A 26,143-nucleotide genomic window follows, 5' to 3' on the forward strand; every position below is an offset into this window, starting at 1 on the left:
ATATATGGGGGATTTAAAAATAGGAATGATTGGTCTCGATACCTCACATGCAACGGCTTTTACAAAGTTATTAAACGATCCGTCCCACCCTTTTTATGTAGGGGGTGGGAAAGTAGTCATGGCGCATCCAGTGAGTTCATCTGATTTTAATTTAAGTTATTCCCGTGTTGGTCCAATTACGAAAGAAGTTGAGCAACTGGGTGTTCAAATCGTCCATACGATGGAAGAAGTGGCAGAGCATTGCGATGCGATTTTAATAGAGTCTGTTGATGGAAGGGTTCATCTTGATCAAGTAAGCAAATTGTGTAAGTTTAAGAAACCTTTATTCATTGATAAACCATTTTGCTTAACTACCTCTGATGCAAGAAGAATCGTGGAGCTAGCTGATCAATATGAGACACCTATTATGAGCTCTTCAGCCTTGCGATATGCGGAAAGCTTAAACATGGCACTTGCCATAGAGGATAAAGGGAAGATAATTGGAGCTGACTGTTTTGGACCGATGGAGATTGTTGACACCCAACGAGGGTATTTTTGGTATGGGATTCATGCGATTGAAATGCTCTATACGATAGTTGGTACTGGTGCAAAGCATGTTCGTTCAGAATCGAACGAGGATTTTGATGTACTTGTTTCAGAATGGCAAGATGGTCGTCTTTTTAGCGTGAGAGGGAATAGAAAAGGAAATGGAGATTTTGGTGCCGTTATTCATTTTGAAAAAGGTAGTGAGTATGTATCGATCAATTCTTCCTCGAAACCCTTTTATGCTAGTTTATTAGAGAATGTTTTAAGTTTTTTAAAAGACGGTAAAACACGAGTGCCGTTGCATGAAACAATAGAAATTATTCGGTTCATTGAGGCAGCAAATGAAAGTAAGGAAACGGGGAAAAAGGTGTATATATAAAAGGAAAGCCTTTAAGTGAAAACAGCGGGTAATGTAGTTCCCGCCATTTCATTCTTTTTTTATTTCATGGTCATCGAGGATAAAGCTAAGTCGATAAATACGTCTTGGTCTACCTTTGTAGGTGATCTTTTCTTCACCTACAATATCTACTAGATTGGCGTCCATCCACTTCAATAGGATTCGATGTGCACTTCTTGTTGTAATGTTTAATGTGGTGGCTAACTCTTGGGCTGTATAATCATATTTTTTATGACGTGCTACTCGTGCCATTAGCTTTGTCATATATGCGGCTGACATTCCAGCCTGTTCGGCTTTATTAAGGAGTTCGGCATCAGTGATGGATAAATCATATTTTTCATATTGAGTATCCGTGATAATGTCAACTGGACCAATCACACTTTGATCTTCACGAACGATATAGCAGACATTACCGCCTAATTCTTTTGATTGACGCAGGGCAATTCTAGCATGGTTACCTGCTTCCGCTGCAGAGAGACCGAAGCCGACACCAATACTTATGGATACACCTAACTCTGTTTTGGCTGAGTTTAAAATGGGTATGAATTTATAACCACGGGTTTCTCTTTCGAAAATACCGCGAGTCGTAATAAATGAAAACTCATCTCCACCAGAATTGATTAAGTGACCATCAATTAGCTTTGTATAGTTTAGCATCATTTGTTGAAATTTTAGCTTAAATACTTGTACTTCATGTTCTGTTTTGTATTTTTCAGTAGCTTTATCAAATTGATCAATATCGATAATACCAAATACAATTTGTGATTCCTTATTTTTACGGGCTTCCGTCGCTAGCAATGCACGCTCAAGTGACACAATTAAGTCCTGATAGGTTGGGGTTACCCATTCATTCGGTATGCCCAAATCAGACAGTTTCATTGAAACCTCCTGGGTACCAGTAATGACAATGGAATTAAAGTTTTGATAATTATATTGGTGAAATTCAACAATTTCCTCAAAAGTAGTAGTCTGACTGTAATGTGGAAAGGATGTAAATTCGTAATTGGTTTCGCCTAATTCATATAGGATTTGTTGAATGTATTTCTCTTCAACAGTATCAATAGAAATGTGCCTGAGGTCATATTTATTTTTAATTAAAAATAAGGAACGATACAGGCCAGTACCCATTAAAGGAACATAATGTGCCGGAATAGCAAAATTGAAAAGTTGTTTGGCCTTCAGGTAAGTAGGAAATTCCATGAAAAGGAGAACTTCAACCTTATTGACCAAATTTTCTATATCCTTAGGTTGGGTCGTAGAAGGTGTTGAATGTAAAAAGAAAGGTTGAAAATTAGGAAAAGATTCAAGCGCTTTCATAATTTCGTTCACAAGTTCTACAGGACTCACGATACCGATAATGATTTCAGTACCATTAGTTGATAATTGATTCGTTTTCATTATGTCATCTCCAGTAAAAGACATATTAAAGAAATGTCTCTAAATAATCTTACTACTAGATTAAGAGGAACTTATTCAATTGTCAATGAAAAAGAGGATTTATTTAAAGACTTTTAAGTGACTTGTCTTTTAATAAACCCAACTATACAATGTAGGTAATTAGTAAGTAACCATGTTTTTCCTAATAAAAACTTAAAAAACATATCTTAGGAGGATCTAAATGAAAACGATTGCGGAATTAGAGAATTTTATGTCAACGCCTAGTGAGGCATTGATAAAAGATATTCAACAACTTGATGGAGATATCATGATTTTAGGTGTAAGTGGGAAAATGGGACCGACTTTAGCCAAACTAGCGAAGAGAGCTGTTGATCAGTCAGGTTTACCCAAAAAAGTAATTGGTGTTGCAAGATTCTCAGATGAGAGTTTAATAGAAGAATTAGAGGTATCTGGAATTGAAACAATTAAAGCCGATCTTTTGAAGGAAGAAGACCTTCAAAACCTTCCAAATGTGAAAAACATTATTCTTATGGCAGGAACTAAATTTGGAACATTCGGGAATGAGCATTATACATGGGCAATGAATGCTTATCTTCCAGGACGTATCGCTGAAAAGTTTAAGGACTCACGAATTGTTGCGTTTTCAACAGGAAATGTCTATCCATTAACCTCTGTATTAAGCAATGGTTGCACGGAGGACGTTTCACCAAACCCTGTAGGTGAATATGCACAATCCTGTTTAGGAAGAGAACGAGTGCTCACGTATTTTTCTCATAAATACAAAACACCGGTTGTTCTTTTTAGATTAAATTATGCAATTGATCTTCGATATGGAGTTTTACTCGAAATTGCAAAATCAGTGTTCCAAGGTACCCCTATCGATTTAACAATGGGAAATGTGAATGTCATTTGGCAAGGTGATGCGAATGAATATGCAATTCGCTCCTTATTACATACAAATCATCCGCCACAAATCATCAATGTCACTGGACCTGAAACGCTATCTATAAGATGGTTGGCCTATGAATTCGGAAAACGAATGAAGAAGGACCCATTATTTGTGAATAGCGAGAGTCCTACAGCATTGCTGAATAATGCATCTCACGCTCATAAATTATTTGGTTATCCGAAGGTAACCGTTCAACAGATGATGGACATGATTTCTGAATGGGTTATCAGTGATGGGCAAACCATTAATAAACCAACCCATTTCCAAGAAAGAGAAGGTGCATTTTAATGCTAAAAGAGGCTGTTAAGAAAAAGCTTCATGAGGGGACGGTGATTCCAGCTCATCCGCTTGCATTGACAAAAGAAAGAAAGCTTGATGAAGCAGGTCAGCGAGCATTAACACGCTACTATATTGATGCTGGTGTTGGTGGAATTGCAGTAGGGGTTCATACCACACAATTTGAAATTCGTGATCCTGAATTCAATTTGTATCAACAGGTTCTATCTCTTGCGATTGAGGAAACGAGGAATGCCAATATTCCCGAGGGCTTTATTAAGATAGCTGGTATTTGTGGACCGACAGAACAGGCCATTAGTGAAGCAACGTTTAGTAAAGGGATTGGTTATGATTTAGGACTGTTAAGTATGGGTGGTTTAAATCATTTATCTGAAGAAGAATTACTCGAACGTGCCGAAAAGGTAGCGGATATTATTCCGATATTTGGATTTTATCTACAACCTGCAGTGGGGGGACGAATTTTCTCCTATGAATTTTGGGAGCGTTTTGCCTCCATCCCAAACGTGTATGCGATAAAAATTGCACCATTTGATCGATATTGTTCAACAGACGTTGTTCGTGCTGTTTGTCATTCAACTCGTAATGAGGAGATTGCCTTATACACTGGAAATGACGATAACATCATAAATGATTTACTCACAACATTTGAATTTCCCGTTGGAAATCAAGTGGTGGAAAAGAAAATCGTTGGTGGTCTTCTTGGACACTGGTCGGTTTGGACAAAGCGAGTCGTTGAAACATTTGAGGAGATAAAAAAGGTTAGAGATCAGGAGTTTATTCCAAAGAAGCTGTTCACTCTCGGACAACAGATCACGGATGCTAATGCTGCGATATTTGATTCGCGAAATAGTTTTAAAGGCAGCATCGCCGGAATCAATGAAATCTTAGCTAGACAAGGATTGCTTCAAGGAAATTGGTGTTTAGTAGATCGTGAAGTGTTAAGTCCAGGTCAGGCAGAAGAATTAGACCGTATTTATACTAGCTACCCACATTTGCATGATGATGAGTTTGTAAAAGCGAATTTATCAAAGTGGTTGTCTAAATAATTGACGGAAGAAGGATTTCAAATGAAAAGAATAGTCGCCCATAACAAGAAAGTTGAAATCATTGAGGATGAAGTTCCAAGTATAGAAGGAAAACCTTCCTATATTTTAGTTAAAACATTATATTCGGTTATTTCACCAGGCACTGAGCTATCATTATTATCAATTAGTGAAAATAAGCAGGTTCATCTTGGCTACAGTGCAATGGGAGAAGTCGTTGAATGTGGTAATGACATTACCGATGTGAAAAAAGGAGATCTTGTTGCTTGTTACGGCGCGCCATATGTTCACCATGATGAATATTTACGAGTACCGAAAACGTTGTATGCAAAGCTTCCCGAAAATCTCGATTCAAAGGAAGCTGCTCTAGGTGGACTTGGTGCGATTGCGATTCATGCTCTGCGTATTGCCAACCTTCAATTTGGTGAAACAGTTGTGATTGTTGGACTAGGCGTTTTAGGCCAATTAATTGCTAAAATTGCTAATGCAGCTGCTTACAATGTGATAGCGTATGACATTCACGAAAGTCGTGTAGAGATGTTAAAGAAAGAAAACATTAAATCATTTGCAACCGTAAAAGAGATGGAAGAAGCCATTCAGGTTGAAACGAAATCTCGTGGGGCAGATGCAGTACTATTGTGTGCAGGTGGAAAACGTTCACCACTCACTGATGAATGTTTAAAATGGATACGCACCAAAGGTAAAGCAGTCATTGTCGGTGATATTGAGCCAGACTTTCCTAGAGACTTAATGTTTGGTAAAGAAGCTCAGCTGCTCATTTCACGAGCTGGCGGTCCTGGAAGATATGACAGTATATATGAAAAAGAAGCAATCGACTATCCTTATGAATATGTTCGCTGGACAGAAGGGAGGAACCTGGAGGAATATATCCGACTGATTAAGGAAAAACGGATTGATGTCGGACCATTTATTTCAGAAGTAGTCGAATTTGGAGATGCACCACAAGAATTTGAAAAACTATTAAACAAGGAATCTACCACACTAACCAAATTAATACACTTTACGTAATTTGAAGAACTGGTTGAATGTGGAGGATTTCGAAATCTAATGTTGCACAACCACTATTACTTACAAGGAAATGTTGTTTCCGATAAAAGAATATATAAGAATATGGCCATAGAAATTAAAGATGGAGTAATCATTTTTGTTGGTAAGAAAGACACCATAAACAATACCGATCTGCCTATCTACCAAGTGGATGGGTGGATCTGTCCAGGTTTTATCGATACGCATATCCACGGTCTTAATGGGTATGATTTTATGGACCGTACAAAGGAAGGTTTTTATCGCATTCAAGATGGGCTCCCATCCTTTGGTGTGACAAGTTTCTTGTCAACATCAAGGGCAGCTACATTAGAGGATATTAAAACCTTCCTTTTATTAAGTAAACAAGTAGTCGCAGAAGAGCGTACTGGTGCCCAACTATTGGGTGTTCATTTAGAAGGACCCTGGATTAATCAAAAATATAAAGGTGCCCAAAGAGCGGAGTATATTGTAGATCCCGTTTTAGAAGAAGTACGATCAATCCTTCATTTGTCCGAAGGTTTGATTCGAATTGTAACCTTGGCTCCGGAGCTACCTCATGCAGTAGATGTAATTAAGTTATTGCACGAACAAAATGTTTCGATTTCAGCAGGACATACAGCTGCGACCTATGAGGAAGTGGAACAAGCGATTAAGTACGGTTTGTCGAGAGTAACACATTGTTTCAATGGGATGGGTCCGATTACACATCGCAATTTAACTATTTCACTTGCAGCACTTGATATACAAGAATTGCATTGTGAAATTATAGCAGATGGCTTTCATGTGCATTCAAAAATGATAGAAATGCTATACAAAATGAAAGGTGTCGATCACATTACATTCATTTCTGATTGTACCGGAACCAATCGATTACCAGATGGATGTCATCAAATCGGTGGGAAAACAGTCTACAAACAGAATGGAAAGGTGACTTTGGCAAATGGTAGTCTTGCAGGTAGCTCATTGACTCTAGACAAGGCGATTCAATTTAGTGTTCACAATTGCAACATTCCCCTTGAAGAGGCTGTGCAAATGGCAACTTATAATCCGGCAACTGTATGCGGGATGAGTGAACACAAAGGAAGAATTGCGGTTGGGTATGATGCGGACCTTGTCATCTTATCAAATGATGTAGAAGTAGAAAGTACGATAATAAATGGAAATTTTGTGTTCGAGCGTAATGAATAGAGAGAACAACAATGTTCGTTTAGTAAAAACGAAAAGAGGTATCGAATATGCAAATTAATTTAGTAGGTGAGACAAGTTCAATTTTAAAAGGAATAGAACTATTAGCCGATGATCTCAGTATTGAATTACATGAAAAAGGGTACCCGATTACTATCACACAAAGGGTAGGTCCAATCCATGTTAGCAATAAGGATGGGAAAGGTAACATCTTTTATCAGGAAAAAATCCATTTCTATCGCGCGATAGGGGTGTGGTTAGAGAATTATCGAAAGTCTGGTGACTTTGAGCTGACTGAACAGCCTAATTTCCAAACGAGTGGAGTTATGCTCGATGTTTCTAGGAATGCCGTGTTAAAGGTGGATGAAGTACAAGGGCTACTTAGAAAATTGGCGATCATGGGCTTAAATGTCGTCATGCTTTATACAGAGGATACTTATGAAGTTCCAGATTATCCGTATTTTGGGTATATGCGTGGTAGATACACAGAGGAAGAACTGAGGACTTGTGATGAATATGCAGATCATTTTGGAATTGAAATGATTCCTTGTATTCAAACTCTTGCCCATTTGACAATGGCCTTAAAGTGGGGATATGCAAAAGAAATTAGAGATACAGCTGATATTTTATTAGTAGGTGAATCGAAAACATATCAATTTATTGAAAGTATGATAGAGGCCGCTTCTAAACCTTTTAAATCCAAACGAATTCATATTGGTATGGATGAAGCTCATCAGCTTGGGTTAGGACGGTATTTAGATTTAAATGGATATGAGAATCGCTTTGATATTATGAACAAGCACCTAGATAAAGTAGTTTCAATCGCTAAACGCCATGGGCTGTCACCAATGATTTGGAGTGACATGTATTTTCGTTTGGGTTCAAAACACGGTGAATATTATGATAAAGACGTTCATATTCCAAAAGAAGCAATTGACTCCATACCAGAAAATGTTCAACTTGTTTATTGGGATTATTACCACGCAGATGAAGAGTTTTATCGATCTTATATTCAGAAACATAAAGAATTAGGGAGAGAGACTCTTTTTGCAGGTGGTGCTTGGACATGGAATGGAATTTCGCCAAACTATGGAAGAGCGTTTGTGACAACAGAAGCTGCACTAGCAGCGTGTAAAAAAGACGGTCTCCAAGAAGTCTTTACGACGTTATGGGGCGATAATGGAGCGGAAACGCCGCTTACAACTGCGCTACCTGTTATTCAACTTTATGCTGAACATACTTATCACGAAACAATGACAATGGAACATTTAGCCCAACGTTTCTATTTTTGTACTGGAAATCATCTTGAGGATTTTCTCGTTCTAAATCAATTGGATGAAACGCCAGGTGTGATGAAAAATAATGTAAACTCATCCAATGCATCAAAGTTCCTATTGTGGCAGGATCTTCTTTTCGGATTATTTGATGAAAATATCCGTGGCCTTGATATGAATGTACATTATCAGAAACTAATTCCTAAAATTACTGCGGCGAAGGAAAGAAATCCTAACGCAGTCCAAATTTTTGAGTTTTATGCGCAACTAGCAAACGTATTAAGTGTAAAGGCAGAGATGGGAATCCATTTGAAAGCAGCTTATGACCAGGGAGATAAGGATTCTATGACAACTCTTTTAAGAAAGATTAACTTATTGACAAACGAGGTTCATAAACTTCACCAAAAACATCGAGAAGTTTGGTTTTCCTTATATAAACCATTTGGTTGGGAAATTATCGAGTTCAGATATGGGGGACTATCAGCCCGTCTAGCAACCACACAAATACGGATTCAGCAATGGCTGGAAGGGACAATCGATCGAATTGAAGAATTAGAAGAAACAAGATTAACACATGATGGCCCAAATGGGATTCCGGAAGGTTCCTTAGGAAACCACTTTTACCACCGAATTGCAACAGCGGGTAATTTTAATTGGTAGATAGAATGCACGTTAGGAGGTAATAGGTATGCCTATTATTCGTTTTCCGAAAGACATGAAATGGGGCACAGCGACTGCAGCGTATCAAGTAGAAGGTGCAGCATTTAAGGATGGAAGAGGGTTATCCATATGGGATACCTTTTCCCACACTGCTGGAAAAGTGAAGAATGGGGATAATGGTGATATCGCATGTGATAGCTATCATCGTTACCATGAGGATATTGAATTATTAGACCAATTAGGTGCCAAAGTGTATCGCTTTTCTGTTTCTTGGCCGAGGATTTATCCAAGTGGAACAGGAAAACTCAACCCAAAAGGCTTGCAATATTATCATAACTTGATAGACAAATTAGTGGAAAAAGGGATTGAACCAATGCTTACCCTTTACCACTGGGACCTCCCGCAAGCTCTACAGGATCAAGGTGGTTGGGCGAGTCGAAATACAGTTGATGCCTTTAGACAATATGCGCAAACTATTTTTAGAGAGTTTAATGGAAAAGTGAAATATTGGCAAACCATTAATGAACCTTTATGTGCCGCTTTTTTATCAAATTATCGAGGTGTACACGCACCAGGATATCAGGATTTACAGCTTGCTGTGGATGTTTCCCACCACTTGGTGTTGGCACATGGAAAAGCGGTTAAGGTATTTCGAGAACAAGGAATCAAAGGTCAAATCGGCACAGCAACGAATACCACATGGAGAGAACCTTTTAGTAATCGAATCGAAGACATCGAAGCTTGTAGGAGAGAAATTGGCCATAACATTGATTGGTTTCTAGATCCTATTTTTAAAGGTGAGTACCCACAATATTTAGTGGATTGGTTTAAAAAGAAGGGTGCAGAACTTCATGTTGAAGACGGGGACATGGAAATCATCCAACATCCGATTGATTTTATTGGTGTCAACTATTATTCCGGTAATGTCGCACGATTTAAAGAGAATACTGGATTACTAGATGTTGAGAATATTGAAATTGATTATAACCACACACATATTGGCTGGCCGATTTATGCAGACGGCTTTTATAAAGTGTTTCAATATCTCGCAGAGCGGTATGGCAATATTCCATTATTTATTACAGAAAATGGGGCTTGTTGTGTGGATGAACTTGTAAACGGGAAAGTGGATGATCAAAACCGAATAAACTATTACAAGCAGCATCTAACAGCTGTGAGTAGAGCTATAGCATCAGGGATTCCTATTCTTGGTTATCTAGCATGGTCATTATTAGATAACTTTGAGTGGGCAGACGGTTACGGAAAACGATTTGGTCTTGTGTATGTAGACTTTCAAACTTTGGAGCGCATTCAGAAAGAAAGTTACACCTGGTATAAAAAAGTAATTGCCAATGGATGGATGGAAATATAACACATCTTAATACGCAACTTCTAGAAAAAAAGGATAGAGGTGGATTGTATGCAAAACGTTTTATTGATTGGTGCAGGAACAATGGGGAAGGAGCATGCCAGTTCTTATTACGATATGGAAGATGTTCGTGTTGTAGGAATCGTTGACACTCGAATCGATCAAGCACAGAAAATTATCGGTGAGCATGATACAAAAATTTTTCAAACGTTAGAAGAAGCGTTAAATAATCTCGAACAAATTGATGTGATTGATGTTTGTGTTCCAACTTTCCTGCATAAAGAGTATGTGCTTAAAGCTGCGGATTATGGAATTGATGTGATATGCGAAAAACCATTAGCTTACACTCTTGAAGATGCACATGAAATGATAGAGTACTGTGATAAGAAAAATGTGAAATTATTTGTAGGGCATGTTGTTCGATTCTTCCCACAGTATGCAAAAGCAAAGGAACTTGTTGCAAATGGTTCTATTGGTGATATTGGCGTCGTTCGAACAAGGCGCGGCGGGCATTTTCCGGCGGGATGGAGCGATTGGTATTCAGACAAAACCAAAAGTGGTGGTGTGATCTTAGATTTAATCATCCATGATTTTGATTTTCTACGTTGGAACTTTGGTGAAGTGGAGCGAGTATTTGCGAAAGGACTTCCTGATCTCGACTATGCCATTGTGACATTGGTTTTTAAAACAGGAGTCATCGCACATGTTGAAGGTTCATGGAGGCATCAAACGTTTTCCACACAATTTGAATTTGCTGGTAAAAGCGGGATTATCGAATATGATAGTTTAAAAGAAGAACCGGTTTTACTTTCAATTAATCAATCAATTGATGAAAAAAGTGGAGTTGAAGTACCTCAAAGTCCTTTGAGAAAATCACCATATTATATTGAACTACAGCATTTCTTGAACTGTTTAAAAACAAATGAAACGCCAATTGTGACAGCAGAAGATGCGTATAAAGCAATGGAAATCTCAGTCGCTGCCCTTCAATCTATAAAAACAGGTTTACCTGTCATACTAAAGGGGGAAAACTGACATGAAAATTGGAATCATTAGCTTCGCTCATATGCATGCCAATAGTTATGCAGCTGCCATAAAGGAAATGAAAGGTGTCACATTAGCTGGAATAGCCGATGAAAATGAGGAAAGAGGGCTTAAAAGTTCACAGTTTTTTGACACAGTTTATTATAAAAGCCATCAAGATTTACTTGAATCTGATATAGATGCAGTCATTGTGACATCAGAAAATAGTTTGCACCATCAACATGTAATTGCTGCTGCTAAAGCAGGCAAACATGTTCTATGTGAAAAGCCATTAGCTACCAATTTAAAAGATATCGAAGAAATGATTCGTGTTTGTGAACAAAATGGAGTTCTGTTAGGAACAGCTTTCCCTGTCCGATTTAATACACCTATTCAACATGCTAAAAAAGTGTTGGAAGAAGGTGTATTAGGAGATATTTTAGCAATTAAGGGAACAAATCGGGGAACAAATCCAGGTGGCTGGTTTATTGATAAGGCGAAATCAGGCGGTGGAGCGGTACTCGATCATACGGTCCATGTTGTCGATATCATGAGATGGTTTACAGGGGCAGAAGTGAAGGAAGTTTACGCAGAAATTGGAAATGTCTATATCGATCATCAGATTGATGATTGTGGGATCCTTACAATGGAATTTACTAACGGAATGTTTGCAACTCTAGATTGTAGTTGGTCAAGAAATAGCGCCTATCCTACCTGGGGCGATGTAACAATGGAAATTATCGGGACAAATGGCACTTTAAAAATTGACGCGTTCTCTCAAAAATTCGATTTCTATTCCAATCAGGAGGGGGTCAATTGGATTGGCTGGGGAGATGATATGGACACCAGTCTGATAGAGGATTTCGTTGCGAGTGTAAGAGAAGGTAGAGCCCCGCTCGCAACCGGGTATTCAGGAATGAAAGCGGTAGAAGTAGCATTAGCAGCCTATCAATCTTTCGAGAATAAAGCACCTGTAAAATTGATTTAAATGGATAAATGAGGTGATAAAATGGCAGTTTCTCATGAACTACAAGCTGATATAGTGATTATAGGTGGGGGATTAGGAGGATGTGCAGCTGCATTATCCGCCTTACAATCTAGAAAAACGGTCCTTTTAACCGAGGAGACAAAATGGATTGGTGGTCAAATTACAAACCAAGGAGTACCACCAGATGAGCATCCATGGATTGAAAGCTTTGGAGCCACAAGAAGCTATCGTACATTTCGAAAAAAAATTAGAGAATACTATCTTACGAATTTTCCAGTTAAGAACACAGAACGAATAAATGATCAATTTAATCCTGGATCTGCCATTGTAAGTAAAATAAGTCATGAGCCAAGAGTTGCTTTACGGGTGCTTTACGATATGCTAGCTCCCTATATAAGCAATGGGAAACTAACTTTATTATCAGAATATAAAATAATAACAGCTGAAACAGAACAAGATTACGTTCGAGCTGTTACCGTTCAGCATTCTAGTTCAGGAAATATCTACCATTTAAAGGGAAAGTATTTTTTGGATGCAACAGAAATTGGGGATGTATTACCACTTGCTGGTGTAGAGTATGTAATCGGTGCTGAATCTCAGGATGAAACCGCTGAAGCTCATGCACCAAAGGATTCAGAACCCTTTAATATGCAGGCGTTTACATACTGCTTTGCCATTGATCATATAGATGGAGAAAATCATACAATTGAAAAGCCTGCTCAATATGAGTTTTGGAAAAACTATCAAGCTGAATTCTGGCCAGCCAAACAATTAAGCTGGTGGGGGGTTGTCCCTCATACATTGGAGCCGATTGAATATTCTTTATTTTACGAGCCTAATCGCTTTTCACTATGGAATTACCGTCGAATTATCGATAAAAATAATTTTGAACAAGGTACGTTTCAAAGTGATATTACAATCGTCAATTGGCCACAAAATGATTACTGGTTAGGTCCTATCATTGACGTAACTGAAGAAGAAAAAGAAAAACATCTTTATAATGCTAAACAACTTAGCTTGTCCTTACTATATTGGATGCAAACGGAGGCGCCTCGTTCAGATGGTGGAAAAGGGTATCCTGGAATTCGGTTAAGAAAGGATATATTAGGAACAGAAGATGGCTTGGCTATGTATCCATATATCCGTGAATCGAGGAGAATAAAAGCCCAATTTACGGTAAAGGAACAACATGTCAGTGGTGAATTGGGAGGAAAAGAAAGTGCAACGTATTTTCCTGATAGTGTTGGTATTGGAAGTTATCGCTTAGACCTGCATCCGAGTACAGGAATGAATACATACATTGATTTTTCATCTCATCCATTCCAAATTCCACTCGGAAGTTTATTGCCTATTCGAGTTAAAAATTTGTTGCCCGCCAGCAAAAATATTGGGACTACTCATATTACGAATGGTTGTTATCGACTTCATCCGGTGGAATGGAATATCGGGGAAGCAGCCGGTCATCTAGCAGCATATTGTATGGACCATGAAATCCTCCCACATGAAGTGAGACATAAAGAAGAAAAGTTAAAGGATTTTCAGTCACGTTTAGTGAAAGCAGGAATTGAACTGGAGTGGCCAAAAATTCATAAAATATGATTAAGAATAAGAGTGAGTGATACGAAATGATCGCACTAGTTGACAAAAGTATGGAAATGAAGAGTCAGGTTCTCTTCAATCATTATTTTTCAAATATCAATGAACTTTTACATGAAGATCTCCATCAATATACATGTATTTTTATTAATGGTCTTAACAATGATAAACCAATGAAATTGTCATATGAGATACTTGAAAAGCTATGGACCTTTGTAGAACAAGGTGGGATTTTGTATGGGGAGCTCATCAATTGTGATGACTTCCCATCCTCACGTCTTTTTGGGTTCAAGCAAGACTTTTCGGTGACCAATCACCGTTTAGAAAAACTGGTGATTTCACGTGATAATTCCTTTTGTAAAAAAGGGCAGCTGCTCGAATGGCATGGTCCCTTTTTAACTGGCTTTACATTCGACACCGAAAGACTGCTAAATATCGGTCATTTTAAAGAGACTCATTGTACGGAAGATGAAGGGAAATATCCTGGTATTGTTGTGAAAAATCATGGGGAAGGAAAAGCCATTTTTACGACTTTTTCGTTTTTGAGCAATGATCAAAATTGGACGTTACGACCTAATTGGGTATGGAACCAAGTTATCAAATGGTTGCAAAAGGAGTATCACTTGCCACTTAAAAGCAAACATTTGGTTATTCAGCCCTCAAAGGAAAACAATCTTAAAAAAACAATTGAAAAGGGTATGAATTGGTTTTTAACCTCTGGAATTTTGCCGAAGGAAGATGGAAGTCTTGGAATTTATGAAAATGTCCATTCCATTCGAAGCGATATTAGTAAGGATTTTCGACCGGATTGTCATGCACATACGGCGCTTTTATTTTACCTATATGGAAAATATGCGAATGAACCTAAATGGATAGAGAGGTCTCAAAATTTACTAAACTACTTATTTGAAGCAGGCTATCAGGATACGGATTCTGATTCAGCTACGTATGGTTTCTGGAAATGGTTTCAAAGCCCGAAGGAAAAACCAGATCAACTATTTTCCGATGATAATAGTTGGGTAGCACTTGTTCTATTATATCTATACCGTAAAACCGGTAAAAAGGAATACAAAGAGAGAGGCTTATTAACGGCTTATGCTCTTTTACACACGCAAAATAAAAACGGACTTCGACCGGAGTGTATTCGGGAAAAAGAATTACTTAACCACGGCACCACATATTTCAAAAATTCAACCATGGCTAGTATGAATCCTCATTTTGAAGCAATCGTTCATTCGGCATTTATCCAAGCTTATCTTGTCTCAAAGGATGATACATTTTTACAAACTGCATATCAAGGTACGTTAACATTGCTGGATAATAAAAGAGATTTAAAGTTTATGTATAGTAAGACGGCTGGATATAGTAGATTCTTATTGTCCTTAGCACAAGTGTATGCCGTTACAAAGGATGAAACCATTTTAAAAGGGCTACATGAAATAATTGATTACTTATCTAAAAATCAACATGAATTAGGTGGAATCGAGGAACGTGATAATCCAGATCCTGATCGCTATGGTACAGAGGACACAGGAGTGTTCCGAATGAACGGGGAAGGGATTGCGGATCAATTGTATACGAATAACTTCTTGCTCATGAATGCATGGGAGGCTTGGAAAGCTACGGGCGACCCAAAAGTGAAAGAATTTTATGAAAAGCTTGTTCGCTTTTTATCTAGCATTCAAATTACTTCTCCAAAACGGGAATTTGATGGTGGCTGGATGCGTTCTTTTCATCTAGAGAGTGGGGAGTATTTTGGCAATAATGGTGACACTGGTTGGGGAGCTTATGTGATAGAAAGTGGATGGACGAATGCAATCATTCTTTCAGGCCTTATTTTAAAAGAAATAGATCAATCATTACTGGATTAGTGTGAGGAGGTGCACAATGTCGGTTACATGCAGCATTCTTTCTGATAACGTATCTATAGTATTTGCAAAAGAGGAGTTGCTCAAGTACATCCAACAAGTCGAGCAGCCCATTCCTTATTCTTTTGTGTTAGGGTTGGAACAAGAATTTACTGAAAAGGGCTTAGTCGAACAAACAACATTAATGGAAAATCCAACAGTTGACGCTTTTCAAATTGTACAAAAGGGAAACGAAATTTATATTATCGGTTCAAATCCTAGGTCCGTGCTTTATGGAGTTTATCATACTTGTAAAAAACTTTTTGGCTATAAATGGGTTCATTTTTTATCTGAAGAAAAAGTTGATTACAAAGATGGTAGTTTTATAAAATCTTCAAGTCACCGTGGGAAGATGGTTAGAAGAGGCCTAGTTATTGAAAATTATGAAGACACTTCATTCCTTTTACAGATGATCGATTGGGCAGCAAAACACTATATCAATGAGCTGTTTTTTACTTTTATGTTATGGGACAAGGTAAAACCAGTAATAGAAAAAGAGATAGAAAAGCGTGGGCTCACCATTACAATCGGTGGCCATAGTATGCACTACTTATTAAGTGATATCTCAATTTTGGATAAAGAGCAGATTAATTACTCAGATGATAGTTGGAAAGATTTACTGATTGATAAAATAAAAAACGAAATCGACAAAACATCCTCTATTAAAAGAGTATCCCTATGGCCAGCGGATATTGGGATAAAGGATGATCAAGATTTCTTAACAAAATACATTGCTTTTACTGAACAATTAAAAAAACAAATTCCTCGTATTGAAGTAGAACATATAGCTTACAATGCCGGATTATCATGGGATATGCTAGAACTACCAGATGATTTAGATAGTTCGAAAACAGTGGATACGTTATTCGCATTCTGGGGTAGAAACTATCAGCAATCTTTTAAAAATGAGGAAAAAGGATTTGAGGCTTTACATAAATGGTGTCAAGCGACGAAAACTAATCAAAAGGATATAACTATTTTTGAATACTACAGTGACCATTTTATGTTAGGTAATCTATTTCCGCCATTATTTCAAAGGATTCATGAAGATATTAATCTGTATTCGCAGTTGGGAATCAACCAAATAGTCAATCTAATCGTTCCATACTTTCCTAAAGAAAATACAAATGAACTAGATTATAAGTATCCATGGGAATCAATACAGCAAATGAACAGCTATTATTTTGCACGATTAACATGGGGCGATGGCTTTGACGAAATCGAAGGGGACTTTTACTCGATCTTTAATGAACATCAAAACGTGGCTGAAAATTTGCTTAAGAAAATGGAGTCGGTATTATCAGAGGTATCGAAATGGAACTTCCCTTTATTTCCTAGTCGGGTAATAGATCCTGAAAAAGTAACAGAATGTGATGACTTACATCTTATTATAACCGACCTTAATAAATGGAAAAATGAACTTGAACCATTTAAAGGTGATTTCCTATCAGAAATTAAAGACCCATCCAGTATGATAACTTTTTATATTTTTTATGTGTGTCAAATGCTAGAACATTACTTAGCTGAATGGATGGAAAAGATAGAGATAGTGTCAGATAAACTAAAATAGTATGGGGGAAAGTATGAAACAGCGAATTGTTTTTATTGGTGATAGTATTACGTGGTGGGGGATAAGTGAGAGTGATTCGATCGGAACTGGCTATGTACGTTTGCTACATGATTATTTGAAGGTCACCTACCCAGATAGGGATATGGACATTATAAATAAAGGGATTAGTGGTAATCGGATAACAGACCTGGCCGAGCGGTGGGACAATGATGTGATTGCCTATCAACCGGACTTTGTTTCGATATCCATTGGGATCAATGACGTTTGGAGGCAAGTGGATTCTCCTGAAATAGAACAAATTTTACCACATCGGTTTGAAGAAGTGCTTGAGCATCTTCTTATAAATACCAAGCAAAAAACCAATGCATCTATTATATTAATGGAACCCACTGTTATATCAGAAGATATTCAGGGAAAAGGGAATATGATGTTAAAACCATATGTAGAAATTATCCATTTACTTGCAAAAAAGCATCATTCAGTCGTCGTTCCCACCCATCAGGCATTCCTTTCATTTTTAAAATATAAAAAGGAGTTTCCGCTTACTATAGATGGTGTTCATATGAACACGGCAGGGAATATGCTGATGGCAAAAACATGGATACAAGCAACAAAAGAGCTACTAGGATAACCTATGAATATCAAGGAGTAACTTTCTATTTGTGGTAGAGTTACTCCTTTTTATTTGTTTAAAATTCTCCTAACTATAAGTTTCATATGTTACCCAGAATCTAACACTTTTCGACACCTCCAAAAAGGTATAATGAGTAAAATGATTGAATAGGGAGGTTCGATTCTTGCTAGATTCTAGTCATGAATTCTATTTAAGCAGTGCAGAAAAACAGTTAATTTTAAAAGGGATCAGAAATGGATTAGAGCGTTTTTATAAAGATAGAGAGGGGAAATCCGCCCTCGTTACCGAAAGAAACTTCATCTCTAGACAACGCGCCTCTTATGTTTTCGACTCCATCTACCACATCGCGAATCAACACCCAGAATTGAATGTATCACCCGAAATTCGAACAGCAGGTCTATCCTATGAATATGTGTCGCTATTTTTTGAAACTCGAAAAATTGTCGTCACCTTCAGCCAAGTGAAGAGACCAGAAGATCTACCAGAATACAGTGAATACCGAAATGAGTACACTGAAGGAAATCGCCTATACAATCCACAGCTTTCCTTTTTTCGGGAAGAGGATGAGTTTAATCTTAACATCTACAAACATCTCGTCGTCACCTTCAATGGTTCTCATGGACCGGATCCATTATTTATATGGATTGGTGCGACAACTCCTGAACAAAATGCGTGGATTTATCATGAAGAACTAACAGTAGATGTTGGTGTAGGAAGGTAACAGGTGTAACTTTCAAAATCTTACATAAAAACTGGTGTTTTATAAGGGATTTTGGTTTTATCTGGTAAAAGTTAAAAAATTCGTTTATGATAAGGATTTTTGGATGAACCTGGAAAAAGACGCAGCATAAAAGCAGTTTATGATAACACTTTTGGATATGATTGGAAATAAACCTTACATATATGGTGTATTTGAAATGGATTTTGGGGATTATTGGAAAAAAACTTTATTATATATGGCTAATATGAAATGGCTTTTGGATAATTCTGGTAAACCTATATGCATATCTTTTGCCCTGCCCCAAACTGCTTCACACCCATAATGAAGGAGACTGTGTTTCATCACAGTCTCCATTTTTTAGTCCAATTTTAAATTGAGTTTGACAAAAAAGGTACATAATATACAAAATGAATTGAAATTTTTCCGGTAAAGTGACCTATATGATATCTTATAAATAGCGAGTTAAAGGAAGTGAACACGTGCAAACATTAAAACCAGCCATTCATTTTAACGGTGTGGATTTTCACGCGGACAATAAACATATTTTAAAAAAGATAACAGGTTCCTTTTATGAAGGAACCATTACGACCTTGGTTGGACCATCTGGAGCAGGGAAAACAACGTTACTAAAGCTTTGTAATGGTCTTTTGTCTCCAAGTAATGGTGAAATTTACGTGAAGGAAAAAAACATTGATACATATGATCCGGTGGCATTGCGGAGAATTGTAGGAATTGCCCTGCAAAATGCACCAATGATAAACGGGACAGTTTTTCAGAATTTAGCTTTACCACAGACACTCCAAGGTGAAAAGTTGGAAGAACAAACAGCGAAGGATCTATTAGAGGACGTTGGATTAGAAGACGAATATTTACATCGAGATGTTCGAGATTTATCAGGTGGACAGCGTCAAAAGGTATCTATTGCTCGCACGCTAGTGAATCATCCGAAAATCATGTTGTTGGATGAAATCACCTCGGCACTTGATCGAGTCTCTAAAACCGAGATCGAGGAACTGATCGTAAAAATCAACCAGAAGTACAAGGTAACCATGATTTGGATTACCCATAATCTTCAGCAAGCCATCGATATAGGGAACTATGTTTGGGTCTTAATGGAAGGGGAAGTAATTGAAACGGGGGAGAGTACCTTACTGAAATCTCCTACAACAGAAAAAGTACGACAATTTGTGAAGGGGGAGATGGCATGAGTACACTTGCATTAGCTATCGCTCTCATTTTTGTTCTCATCCCGATATTTTTATCGAAAACCTTTAACCTAGGCTTGGAAAAAGACACTACGATTGCGGTTGTTCGCTCCATCATTCAGCTTTTTGCAGTTGGCTATATTTTAAAATTTGTCTTCGAGACGGAAAGTCTTATTTATATTTTTCTGATGGTAGTTGTCATGATCGTAGCGGCTACACAAAATGCAAGGAAAAAAGGAAAGGCAATCAAGGGTATCACTTGGAAAATTGCTGCAACCTTGGTTTTTATGGAAGTTCTCACCCAGGCTATTCTATTAGGATTTAAGATTACACCGGCAACCGCGCAGTATATCATTCCAATCAGTGGTATGGTTGTCGGAAATTCGATGGTGCTTGCAATCCTCTTTTTAAACAGATTCACAGCAGAGGTGGATGCGCATCAAGAGCAGACTGAGCTCATCCTATCCTTAGGTGGTACGCCAAAACAAGCGATTCATACTCAGCTCATTACTTCAATTAAGGCGAGTATGATTCCAACCATCGAGAGTCAAAAAACAATCGGGCTTGTTCAGCTTCCAGGGATGATGAGTGGCCAAATTATTGCAGGCGCGAGCCCAATTCAAGCTGTTCAATTTCAATTGCTCGTTCTCTTTTTACTCTTAACAACAGCAGCCGTAACAAGTGTCATGCTCGGATTCTTATCCTATCCAACATTATTTAACCAGCGCTTGCAGTTTCTGAAGATGAGATAGAACAAATTTAAAAACCAAAAATGCCTGAACCCTAGTGATATGAAAGGGTTCAGGCATTTAATCTATTATGTAACAGGCAACCTAATCAACCAACTAGGTTTCCTAGCTTATTTTCGAAAGTCAATAAAACACAATTTAATACTTAAACACATGTCGTCCAATTTTCACAGCAGTTGTCCTGGAATCCAGCCAACGACTTGTGGCAATGGTAGGGTTGTAGAAGAACAACGCTTCTTTCGCAATATATCTCATTTCAGTTAGTGCTGCTTGCACAGCTCGTTTCGATTCTTCATCTGCAGGTTTATTTATAGCACCATTTCGTACTGGCTGGAACTGACCACGTTGATAAATGACACCTCGAATTGTGTCAGGGAATTTTGGGCTTTCTAAACGATTTAATACGACCGCCGCAACTGCAACTTTTCCTTCAAATGGTTCCGCTTGAGCCTCAGCTCGTACAATTCTCGCTAATAAGTCTAACTCTTCAGTAGAAAAAGAATAACTACTTGAAACACTTTTAACCTCCGTCACAACTTGCTCTGTTTTTACCGTTTCTTTCGGTGCAACAACAACTTCTTCTATTTTCTCAACATTCATTCCTTCAAATAATGTTGGTCCATGATCATTCGTTACTTCCGTATTTATTTTCTCCCCGACAACAATCAGGTCTAAATTTTCTACTTGTGGGTTCATTACTGCTAATTCATTCAATGTCATACCATGCATTCTTGCAATTTCAGACATCGTGTCACCTTTTTGAACTGTATAGGCAAACGCTTGATCCGCAAAAAATAGAGATGCTATAAAGATTGCTAGTCCAAATATTATTTTTTTCATAGTCATAGTCCTCCTAGTCATAGTATTACTGGGTAACTCTCTATGACTCATTTCTATGAACTAAAAAAGTAGATTAGTATTACAGTTTCGTTACAGGCAGATTACATCTTGTCTATCTTACAAAATCTTTAAAAAAGGATGATCCTCTTATGATTAAGAGAACCATCCCAATACGAAATTAAATACTCAATTGTAACAAATCTTCTAACGTATTCACATTGTCCAATTTGGGGGCTTTAACATCCACATATTTTTCTGAGTTCGTTATGACAATGGGTGTGGTCGTTTCATAACCAGCATCCTTGATTTGTTGTAAGTCAAAGGTAATCAGTAAATCTCCACGTTTCACATGGTCACCTTGTTTTACATGTGGTTGGTAATACTGACCTTTCAACTTTACGGTATCAATCCCGATACAAATTAAAATTTCTGCTCCATCTTTTGATGTGACTCCAATAGCATGACCAGTTGGGAAGATAGTAGTGACAATTCCATCTACTGGAGACACAACTTTTCCATCTTCAGGTTCAATTGCGACTCCTTTTCCGACAGATTCTGTAGCAAAAATCGGATCTTTGATAGCCGTTAATGGTACTACCTTACCGTGTAATGGGCTACTAATCTTTTCTGGTCTTACAATAATTAAATTATAATTATCTCTTGTTTTTTCCGTTTTACCTTCAAATCCAAATACATAGGTGAAAATGAAACCTAGTGCAAATGCAACAGCAATACCAATTAAAAATGACAAGAGAGGGGTGAAAGCAGGTATTGAAAGAACACTTGGAAGAACAAATGAATTCATTGCAACACCTAGGCTACCATTTATTGCTCCACCAACGGCTGATGCAATTAAGACATAAACCATCGTTTTTTTATAACGTAAAATAATTCCATAGTTAATTGCCTCAGTTGTTCCAGCTAAAGAGCCTGGAACGATACCGCTTGCAGCAAGTGCTTTCAAATCTTTGTCTTTCGTTTTCAAAAAGACCGCAATACCAATCCCGATTTGGGCAAATGGAGCTGCTGCAGCCATCCCGATAATTGGGTCCGGACCAGTTGCAAGGTTTGCAATTGCTAGTGGAATAATTGTCCAATGTAAACCTGCAATCGTTAAGAATGTCCAAGCTCCTCCGAGCACAGCACCTGCTAATAAACCGCTTTTATCACTTAGGAACGTGATCAATGTACCTAGACCTTCTCCTAGTAAAGTCCCGATGGGCCCAAATACAATAAGGGTTAGGGGAACAATTATAACAAGAGATAGCAGTGGATTCATAAATAATTGAATATCTTTATAAATGACTTTTTTCAAGATTCTTTCTAGCCCTGCGTAAGCAAAAATGGCCATGAAAATAGGGAAGACAGTTGACGAATAATCAGAAAGTAAAACGGGTAGTCCAAAAAATTCAAGTGAGTCAACACCATTTTCAACAAGATGAACAATTTCAGGACTTAAAATTGAAACACCAATAACTCCACCCACATAACCATTTGCACCTAATTTTATTGCGATTGAGATCCCAAGAAAAACAGGGAGAAAGTGGAACACTGCATCACCAGCTGCAGATAGAACAATGTAGGAACCGTTTTCTTTTGAAAGCCAACCAAGCATGACAAGTACGGATAACATCGCTTTCAAAAGACCGGCACCCGCAAGAATACCTATGATGGGAGCAAAGCTTCCGGAAATAACATCTAACACCATTGATAATTTCGATTGTTCTTTATTTTTCTTTGTATGATTCATAGTAGTACCTCACAATTTTCTAAGATTATCAAGCGTTTTCAAAATAATTGCTTCTTGTATTATGATATTAGTATAATAAATACACCATGATACAATGTAGGATTATTTTGATAAAATTAGGACATATTGTGAGGATTCGTGTTTTGGAAACATCTACTATTATTTCAACAGCAATAAAATTACATTTTATTACAGATTTAAATAGTTATGTATTGGATGAGGAGGGCTCGTTATTGCACCGTCAGGAACTGGTGCAACTTCCTCTGTTAATGCAAGAAACGCGTGATGCAGCTTTTAAAACGTTATCCACAATGAGGGAGAACCAGGTGTATATTTTGCATAATGAATGGGATTTGCAATTTTTCGGATATGCTCTTCGTGGAAATGGAGTGAAATGGTGTATTCTATTAGGACCTTTTTATGAAAAAGCACCTGATTTTTTTAAGATATCGAGAGAACATCAATTATCTCGAACCGAGAGTGAAGAATTGCGGAATGTTGCTAACAAAATCTCGATTCTTACTGGAGAGAAAATTAATAGCTTTACAAGTGTTTTACAGCAATTTCGAAGTTTGATGGACAAAACAGCTCCAATTGTCATTGATTATGCTCTTAAGCATGAGCGAAATGTGAGCCAAACAACAAAAGAGGAAATCAACCAAATTGAATTGGTTGAATTACGTTATAAAATCGAAAAGGATTTTCTGCGAGCGGTGGAAATGGGGAACAAAAAGCAAGCATTACAATTAATCAATTCAAATAATCTCTTATTTTCGTTTGCAGAGCGATTTCCAAATCAACCGATTAGAAGGGTTAAAAATAATTTAATTGTCTTGAATACACTACTACGCACAGCTGCGAGAAAAGGGCAAGTGGCATCTATATTGGTCCATCGAATTTCTGAGGACTATGCCCTTAAGATTGAACAGGTTGATCAATTGGGAAAGCTTTATCAAATCGAAGATCAGATGATCGGGGATTATTGTGAATTAGTACAGTCTCACTCATTAAAACAGTACTCAATTATTATCCAAAAGGTCATTGAACATATAACAAGCTACTACGATCAGCAAATAAATATTGAAAACCTAGCCGAGCAAAATGATATAAATGTTAGTCATCTTTCAAGGAAGTTTAAACAGGAGACAGGTTATACCATAACAGGCTTTCACCAAATGCTTCGAATTAACCAAGCTAAATTTTTACTTGAAACAGAAAATCTCCCGATTGAGGATATTTCCTGGATGGTGGGATATGATGACCCCTCTTATTTTACGAGAGTTTTTAAAAAGGAAACAGGTATGACACCCACACAATTTAGAAAATAAAAGGGGCGATTCCTTGGCTAAGGGTGCCAAGAGAACCGTCCCTATGGTTATTTGTTCGCAAATTCTTTTTTAATCTTTTCTAGAAGTTGTGGCTCGGTTAAAATTTTATAGCCTGTTAGGGCCATGGTTTTGGCACCGAGGATCATGGCTTCTTTACCTTGATTGCTTAAGGCAGCCTCTCGGAAACCGTGTGTGTGACATGCAAATGGTTCATCACATATTTTTATATACGGATGGATGGAAGGAACGACATGGCTAACATTGCCCATATCAAGTGAACCGCCTTCAGCGCGTTCATGAATTTCTTCCGGATTTACCCCCAATTCGATTAATGTATCAGTAAAGGCATCTGAAAAAGTTTCATTTGTAACCATGTCATCATAGGAAAATTCATAAAATGACCATTCCATTGTTGCGCCTGTTTGGAGGGCAGCACCTTGGGCACATTTTTTTACTTTTTCCACAAGCTCGTTTACATAAGTACGAGAAGCTGCGCGAACATAGAATTGTGCCACTGCATAATCCGGTACGATATTTGCAGCTTTTCCACCTTCAGATATAATTCCATGAATACGTGCGTCTGATGTAATATGCTGTCTTAACGCATTGATGCTACTAAATGTTTGGAGGACCGCATCAAGGGCATTGATTCCTTCATGTGGGGCTGCTGCTGCATGTGCCGCTTTTCCGAAAAACTCAAATTGGATGGCATCCATAGCTAGGGAAGCACCGCTTTTTTCGTAGTGGCTCAGCGGGTGGACCATCATGGCTACATCGAGATGATCGAAGATACCTTGTTCCGCCATGGTTACTTTTCCACCTTTTGTTTCTTCAGCTGGCGTACCGTACACAATCACTTTACCGCCTGTTTCATGAATTACCTTTGACAAACCAATTCCAGCCGCAATTCCCATAGTTCCGATTAAGTTGTGTCCGCAAGCATGACCTAGTTCAGGTAAGGCATCATATTCCGACATAATCCCAATTGTTGCACCTGGTTTACCACTGTCAAATGTCGCTTCAAACGCAGTAGGGAGACCAGCAGTTCCTATTTCTACATTAAATTTATGTTTTTTGAGCTCGTCCGTTAATATTTTACAAGCTTTAAATTCTTCATGACCTAGCTCAGGGTTTGCCCCAATATATGCACTGATTTCGTAAAAACGATCTTTATTTTCTTCAATAGCCGCTAGTATTTCTGCTTTCATAATGCCCCTGCTTTCTTTTTATAAGTTTTCTATGGATTATTATAAAACATGATGTATAAAAATTCAACAAAACTACTTGGTTACTATACTATTTTTATATAATTAATGAAAGTTAGTAAAAAATAGGCACTAGCACATACAGTACAACCCATAGGCTCATATCATATGAGTGTAAAGAAAAAGAAAGGGAGATGACACTATGTACTACGGCGGATGCGGATGCTACGATGGATTTGGACACGGATATGGATACGGTGGATATGGATACGGTGGTTATGGATATCGCCATGGCTTTGTATTAATTGTCGTACTATTTATCTTATTAATTATTGTTGGTGCTTCTTGGGTACGTTAAATATATACAAAGCAATGAATAGAGAGGTTCCTTTCACATTTAGTGAAGGGAGCCTTTTTGTTTACGATAAAAATAATATGTAAACTTAAACAGTGAAATAAAATTAGGTTAATTATAAAAACATT

The 26,143-nt window shown here is 37.7% G+C and carries 22 protein-coding genes; 18 read left to right on the forward strand and 4 right to left on the reverse strand.

Features of this window, described 5'->3' with window-relative positions; genetic code table 11:
• The first annotated feature begins 4 nt into the window (after positions 1-4).
• A complete protein-coding gene (locus tag RGU12_RS00720; RefSeq protein WP_309534349.1) occupies positions 5-904 on the forward strand; it encodes a Gfo/Idh/MocA family protein in 900 nt (299 codons plus the stop codon).
• 48 nt (positions 905-952) lie between these two features.
• Here RGU12_RS00720 and RGU12_RS00725 read toward each other — a convergent pair whose 3' ends face one another.
• On the reverse strand, positions 953-2,320 hold the full coding sequence (locus RGU12_RS00725; protein ID WP_309534350.1) for a hypothetical protein: 1,368 nt from the start codon (positions 2,318-2,320) through the stop codon (positions 953-955).
• 220 nt (positions 2,321-2,540) lie between these two features.
• Between RGU12_RS00725 and RGU12_RS00730 the strand changes: the two genes are divergently transcribed.
• The 15 genes from RGU12_RS00730 (at position 2,541) to RGU12_RS00800 (ending at position 20,540) form a co-directional block, all read left to right on the forward strand.
• Positions 2,541-3,557 (forward strand): NAD-dependent epimerase/dehydratase family protein, encoded by a 1,017-nt coding sequence (locus RGU12_RS00730; RefSeq protein ID WP_309534351.1) that lies wholly within the window; start codon positions 2,541-2,543, stop codon positions 3,555-3,557.
• Entirely contained in the window at positions 3,557-4,612 is a 1,056-nt protein-coding gene (locus RGU12_RS00735) for a dihydrodipicolinate synthase family protein (protein WP_309534352.1), read from the forward strand. Before RGU12_RS00730 ends, RGU12_RS00735 begins: the two co-directional genes overlap by 1 nt.
• A gap of 21 nt (positions 4,613-4,633) precedes the next feature.
• Positions 4,634-5,638 (forward strand): zinc-dependent alcohol dehydrogenase, encoded by a 1,005-nt coding sequence (locus RGU12_RS00740; RefSeq protein WP_309534353.1) that lies wholly within the window; start codon positions 4,634-4,636, stop codon positions 5,636-5,638.
• A gap of 39 nt (positions 5,639-5,677) precedes the next feature.
• The gene (nagA, locus tag RGU12_RS00745; protein ID WP_309534354.1) at positions 5,678-6,844 is read left to right on the forward strand and encodes an N-acetylglucosamine-6-phosphate deacetylase; all 1,167 of its coding nucleotides are present in this window, start codon (positions 5,678-5,680) and stop codon (positions 6,842-6,844) included.
• Positions 6,845-6,891: 47 nt separating this feature from the next.
• Positions 6,892-8,775 carry a beta-N-acetylhexosaminidase gene (locus RGU12_RS00750; RefSeq protein WP_309534355.1) on the forward strand — a complete coding sequence of 628 codons (1,884 nt, stop codon included), beginning with the start codon at positions 6,892-6,894 and terminating at the stop codon, positions 8,773-8,775.
• A gap of 28 nt (positions 8,776-8,803) precedes the next feature.
• Positions 8,804-10,147 carry a GH1 family beta-glucosidase gene (locus RGU12_RS00755; protein WP_309534356.1) on the forward strand — a complete coding sequence of 448 codons (1,344 nt, stop codon included), beginning with the start codon at positions 8,804-8,806 and terminating at the stop codon, positions 10,145-10,147.
• A gap of 48 nt (positions 10,148-10,195) precedes the next feature.
• Entirely contained in the window at positions 10,196-11,179 is a 984-nt protein-coding gene (locus RGU12_RS00760; protein WP_309534357.1) for a Gfo/Idh/MocA family protein, read from the forward strand.
• A 1-nt stretch (position 11,180) separates the two neighbouring features.
• Positions 11,181-12,155, forward strand: a complete 975-nt coding sequence (locus RGU12_RS00765; protein ID WP_309534358.1) for a Gfo/Idh/MocA family protein — start codon at positions 11,181-11,183, stop codon at positions 12,153-12,155.
• A gap of 21 nt (positions 12,156-12,176) precedes the next feature.
• Positions 12,177-13,754 carry an FAD-dependent oxidoreductase gene (locus tag RGU12_RS00770; RefSeq protein ID WP_309534359.1) on the forward strand — a complete coding sequence of 526 codons (1,578 nt, stop codon included), beginning with the start codon at positions 12,177-12,179 and terminating at the stop codon, positions 13,752-13,754.
• Positions 13,755-13,780: 26 nt separating this feature from the next.
• Entirely contained in the window at positions 13,781-15,622 is a 1,842-nt protein-coding gene (locus RGU12_RS00775; protein WP_309534360.1) for a hypothetical protein, read from the forward strand.
• A 16-nt stretch (positions 15,623-15,638) separates the two neighbouring features.
• Positions 15,639-17,228 (forward strand): hypothetical protein, encoded by a 1,590-nt coding sequence (locus RGU12_RS00780; RefSeq protein WP_309534361.1) that lies wholly within the window; start codon positions 15,639-15,641, stop codon positions 17,226-17,228.
• Positions 17,229-17,241: 13 nt separating this feature from the next.
• Entirely contained in the window at positions 17,242-17,859 is a 618-nt protein-coding gene (locus tag RGU12_RS00785; protein WP_309534362.1) for an SGNH/GDSL hydrolase family protein, read from the forward strand.
• 166 nt (positions 17,860-18,025) lie between these two features.
• A complete protein-coding gene (locus tag RGU12_RS00790; RefSeq protein ID WP_309534363.1) occupies positions 18,026-18,583 on the forward strand; it encodes a hypothetical protein in 558 nt (185 codons plus the stop codon).
• 479 nt (positions 18,584-19,062) lie between these two features.
• Positions 19,063-19,791: an ABC transporter ATP-binding protein gene (locus tag RGU12_RS00795; RefSeq protein ID WP_309534364.1), complete on the forward strand. Its 729-nt coding sequence runs from the start codon at positions 19,063-19,065 to the stop codon at positions 19,789-19,791.
• A complete protein-coding gene (locus tag RGU12_RS00800; protein WP_116350259.1) occupies positions 19,788-20,540 on the forward strand; it encodes an ABC transporter permease in 753 nt (250 codons plus the stop codon). Before RGU12_RS00795 ends, RGU12_RS00800 begins: the two co-directional genes overlap by 4 nt.
• Before the next feature lie 135 nt (positions 20,541-20,675).
• Here the strand turns inward: RGU12_RS00800 and RGU12_RS00805 are convergent, their stop codons facing one another.
• On the reverse strand, positions 20,676-21,377 hold the full coding sequence (locus RGU12_RS00805) for a cell wall hydrolase (protein WP_309534365.1): 702 nt from the start codon (positions 21,375-21,377) through the stop codon (positions 20,676-20,678).
• A 178-nt stretch (positions 21,378-21,555) separates the two neighbouring features.
• A complete protein-coding gene (locus tag RGU12_RS00810; protein ID WP_309534366.1) occupies positions 21,556-23,127 on the reverse strand; it encodes a glucose PTS transporter subunit IIA in 1,572 nt (523 codons plus the stop codon).
• A gap of 143 nt (positions 23,128-23,270) precedes the next feature.
• Here RGU12_RS00810 and RGU12_RS00815 point away from each other — a divergent pair, with 143 nt between their 5' ends.
• Positions 23,271-24,455 (forward strand): helix-turn-helix domain-containing protein, encoded by a 1,185-nt coding sequence (locus RGU12_RS00815; protein WP_309534367.1) that lies wholly within the window; start codon positions 23,271-23,273, stop codon positions 24,453-24,455.
• A 47-nt stretch (positions 24,456-24,502) separates the two neighbouring features.
• Here the strand turns inward: RGU12_RS00815 and RGU12_RS00820 are convergent, their stop codons facing one another.
• The gene (locus RGU12_RS00820; RefSeq protein WP_309534368.1) at positions 24,503-25,663 is read right to left on the reverse strand and encodes a M20 family metallopeptidase; all 1,161 of its coding nucleotides are present in this window, start codon (positions 25,661-25,663) and stop codon (positions 24,503-24,505) included.
• Between the two features lie 199 nt (positions 25,664-25,862).
• Here RGU12_RS00820 and RGU12_RS00825 point away from each other — a divergent pair, with 199 nt between their 5' ends.
• The gene (locus RGU12_RS00825; RefSeq protein ID WP_309534369.1) at positions 25,863-26,018 is read left to right on the forward strand and encodes a YjcZ family sporulation protein; all 156 of its coding nucleotides are present in this window, start codon (positions 25,863-25,865) and stop codon (positions 26,016-26,018) included.
• Positions 26,019-26,143: the final 125 nt, after the last annotated feature.

The sequence above is a fragment of the Ferdinandcohnia sp. QZ13 genome (assembly GCF_031324165.1).
In the GTDB taxonomy this organism is placed as follows: domain Bacteria; phylum Bacillota; class Bacilli; order Bacillales; family Bacillaceae_L; genus Ferdinandcohnia.

What these genes read in the sequence shown, in the direction of transcription:
- RGU12_RS00750 (WP_309534355.1), top strand. Translation starts at nt 6,892, where the DNA reads ATGCAAATTAATTTAGTAGGTGAGACAAGTTCAATTTTAAAAGGAATA.
- nagA (WP_309534354.1), top strand. Translation starts at nt 5,678, where the DNA reads ATGTTGCACAACCACTATTACTTACAAGGAAATGTTGTTTCCGATAAA.
- RGU12_RS00820 (WP_309534368.1), bottom strand. Translation starts at nt 25,663, where the DNA reads ATGAAAGCAGAAATACTAGCGGCTATTGAAGAAAATAAAGATCGTTTT.
- RGU12_RS00770 (WP_309534359.1), top strand. Translation starts at nt 12,177, where the DNA reads ATGGCAGTTTCTCATGAACTACAAGCTGATATAGTGATTATAGGTGGG.
- RGU12_RS00825 (WP_309534369.1), top strand. Translation starts at nt 25,863, where the DNA reads ATGTACTACGGCGGATGCGGATGCTACGATGGATTTGGACACGGATAT.
- RGU12_RS00785 (WP_309534362.1), top strand. Translation starts at nt 17,242, where the DNA reads ATGAAACAGCGAATTGTTTTTATTGGTGATAGTATTACGTGGTGGGGG.
- RGU12_RS00760 (WP_309534357.1), top strand. Translation starts at nt 10,196, where the DNA reads ATGCAAAACGTTTTATTGATTGGTGCAGGAACAATGGGGAAGGAGCAT.
- RGU12_RS00810 (WP_309534366.1), bottom strand. Translation starts at nt 23,127, where the DNA reads ATGAATCATACAAAGAAAAATAAAGAACAATCGAAATTATCAATGGTG.
- RGU12_RS00805 (WP_309534365.1), bottom strand. Translation starts at nt 21,377, where the DNA reads ATGAAAAAAATAATATTTGGACTAGCAATCTTTATAGCATCTCTATTT.
- RGU12_RS00775 (WP_309534360.1), top strand. Translation starts at nt 13,781, where the DNA reads ATGATCGCACTAGTTGACAAAAGTATGGAAATGAAGAGTCAGGTTCTC.
- RGU12_RS00720 (WP_309534349.1), top strand. Translation starts at nt 5, where the DNA reads ATGGGGGATTTAAAAATAGGAATGATTGGTCTCGATACCTCACATGCA.
- RGU12_RS00800 (WP_116350259.1), top strand. Translation starts at nt 19,788, where the DNA reads ATGAGTACACTTGCATTAGCTATCGCTCTCATTTTTGTTCTCATCCCG.
- RGU12_RS00730 (WP_309534351.1), top strand. Translation starts at nt 2,541, where the DNA reads ATGAAAACGATTGCGGAATTAGAGAATTTTATGTCAACGCCTAGTGAG.
- RGU12_RS00755 (WP_309534356.1), top strand. Translation starts at nt 8,804, where the DNA reads ATGCCTATTATTCGTTTTCCGAAAGACATGAAATGGGGCACAGCGACT.
- RGU12_RS00780 (WP_309534361.1), top strand. Translation starts at nt 15,639, where the DNA reads ATGTCGGTTACATGCAGCATTCTTTCTGATAACGTATCTATAGTATTT.
- RGU12_RS00735 (WP_309534352.1), top strand. Translation starts at nt 3,557, where the DNA reads ATGCTAAAAGAGGCTGTTAAGAAAAAGCTTCATGAGGGGACGGTGATT.
- RGU12_RS00725 (WP_309534350.1), bottom strand. Translation starts at nt 2,320, where the DNA reads ATGAAAACGAATCAATTATCAACTAATGGTACTGAAATCATTATCGGT.
- RGU12_RS00765 (WP_309534358.1), top strand. Translation starts at nt 11,181, where the DNA reads ATGAAAATTGGAATCATTAGCTTCGCTCATATGCATGCCAATAGTTAT.
- RGU12_RS00740 (WP_309534353.1), top strand. Translation starts at nt 4,634, where the DNA reads ATGAAAAGAATAGTCGCCCATAACAAGAAAGTTGAAATCATTGAGGAT.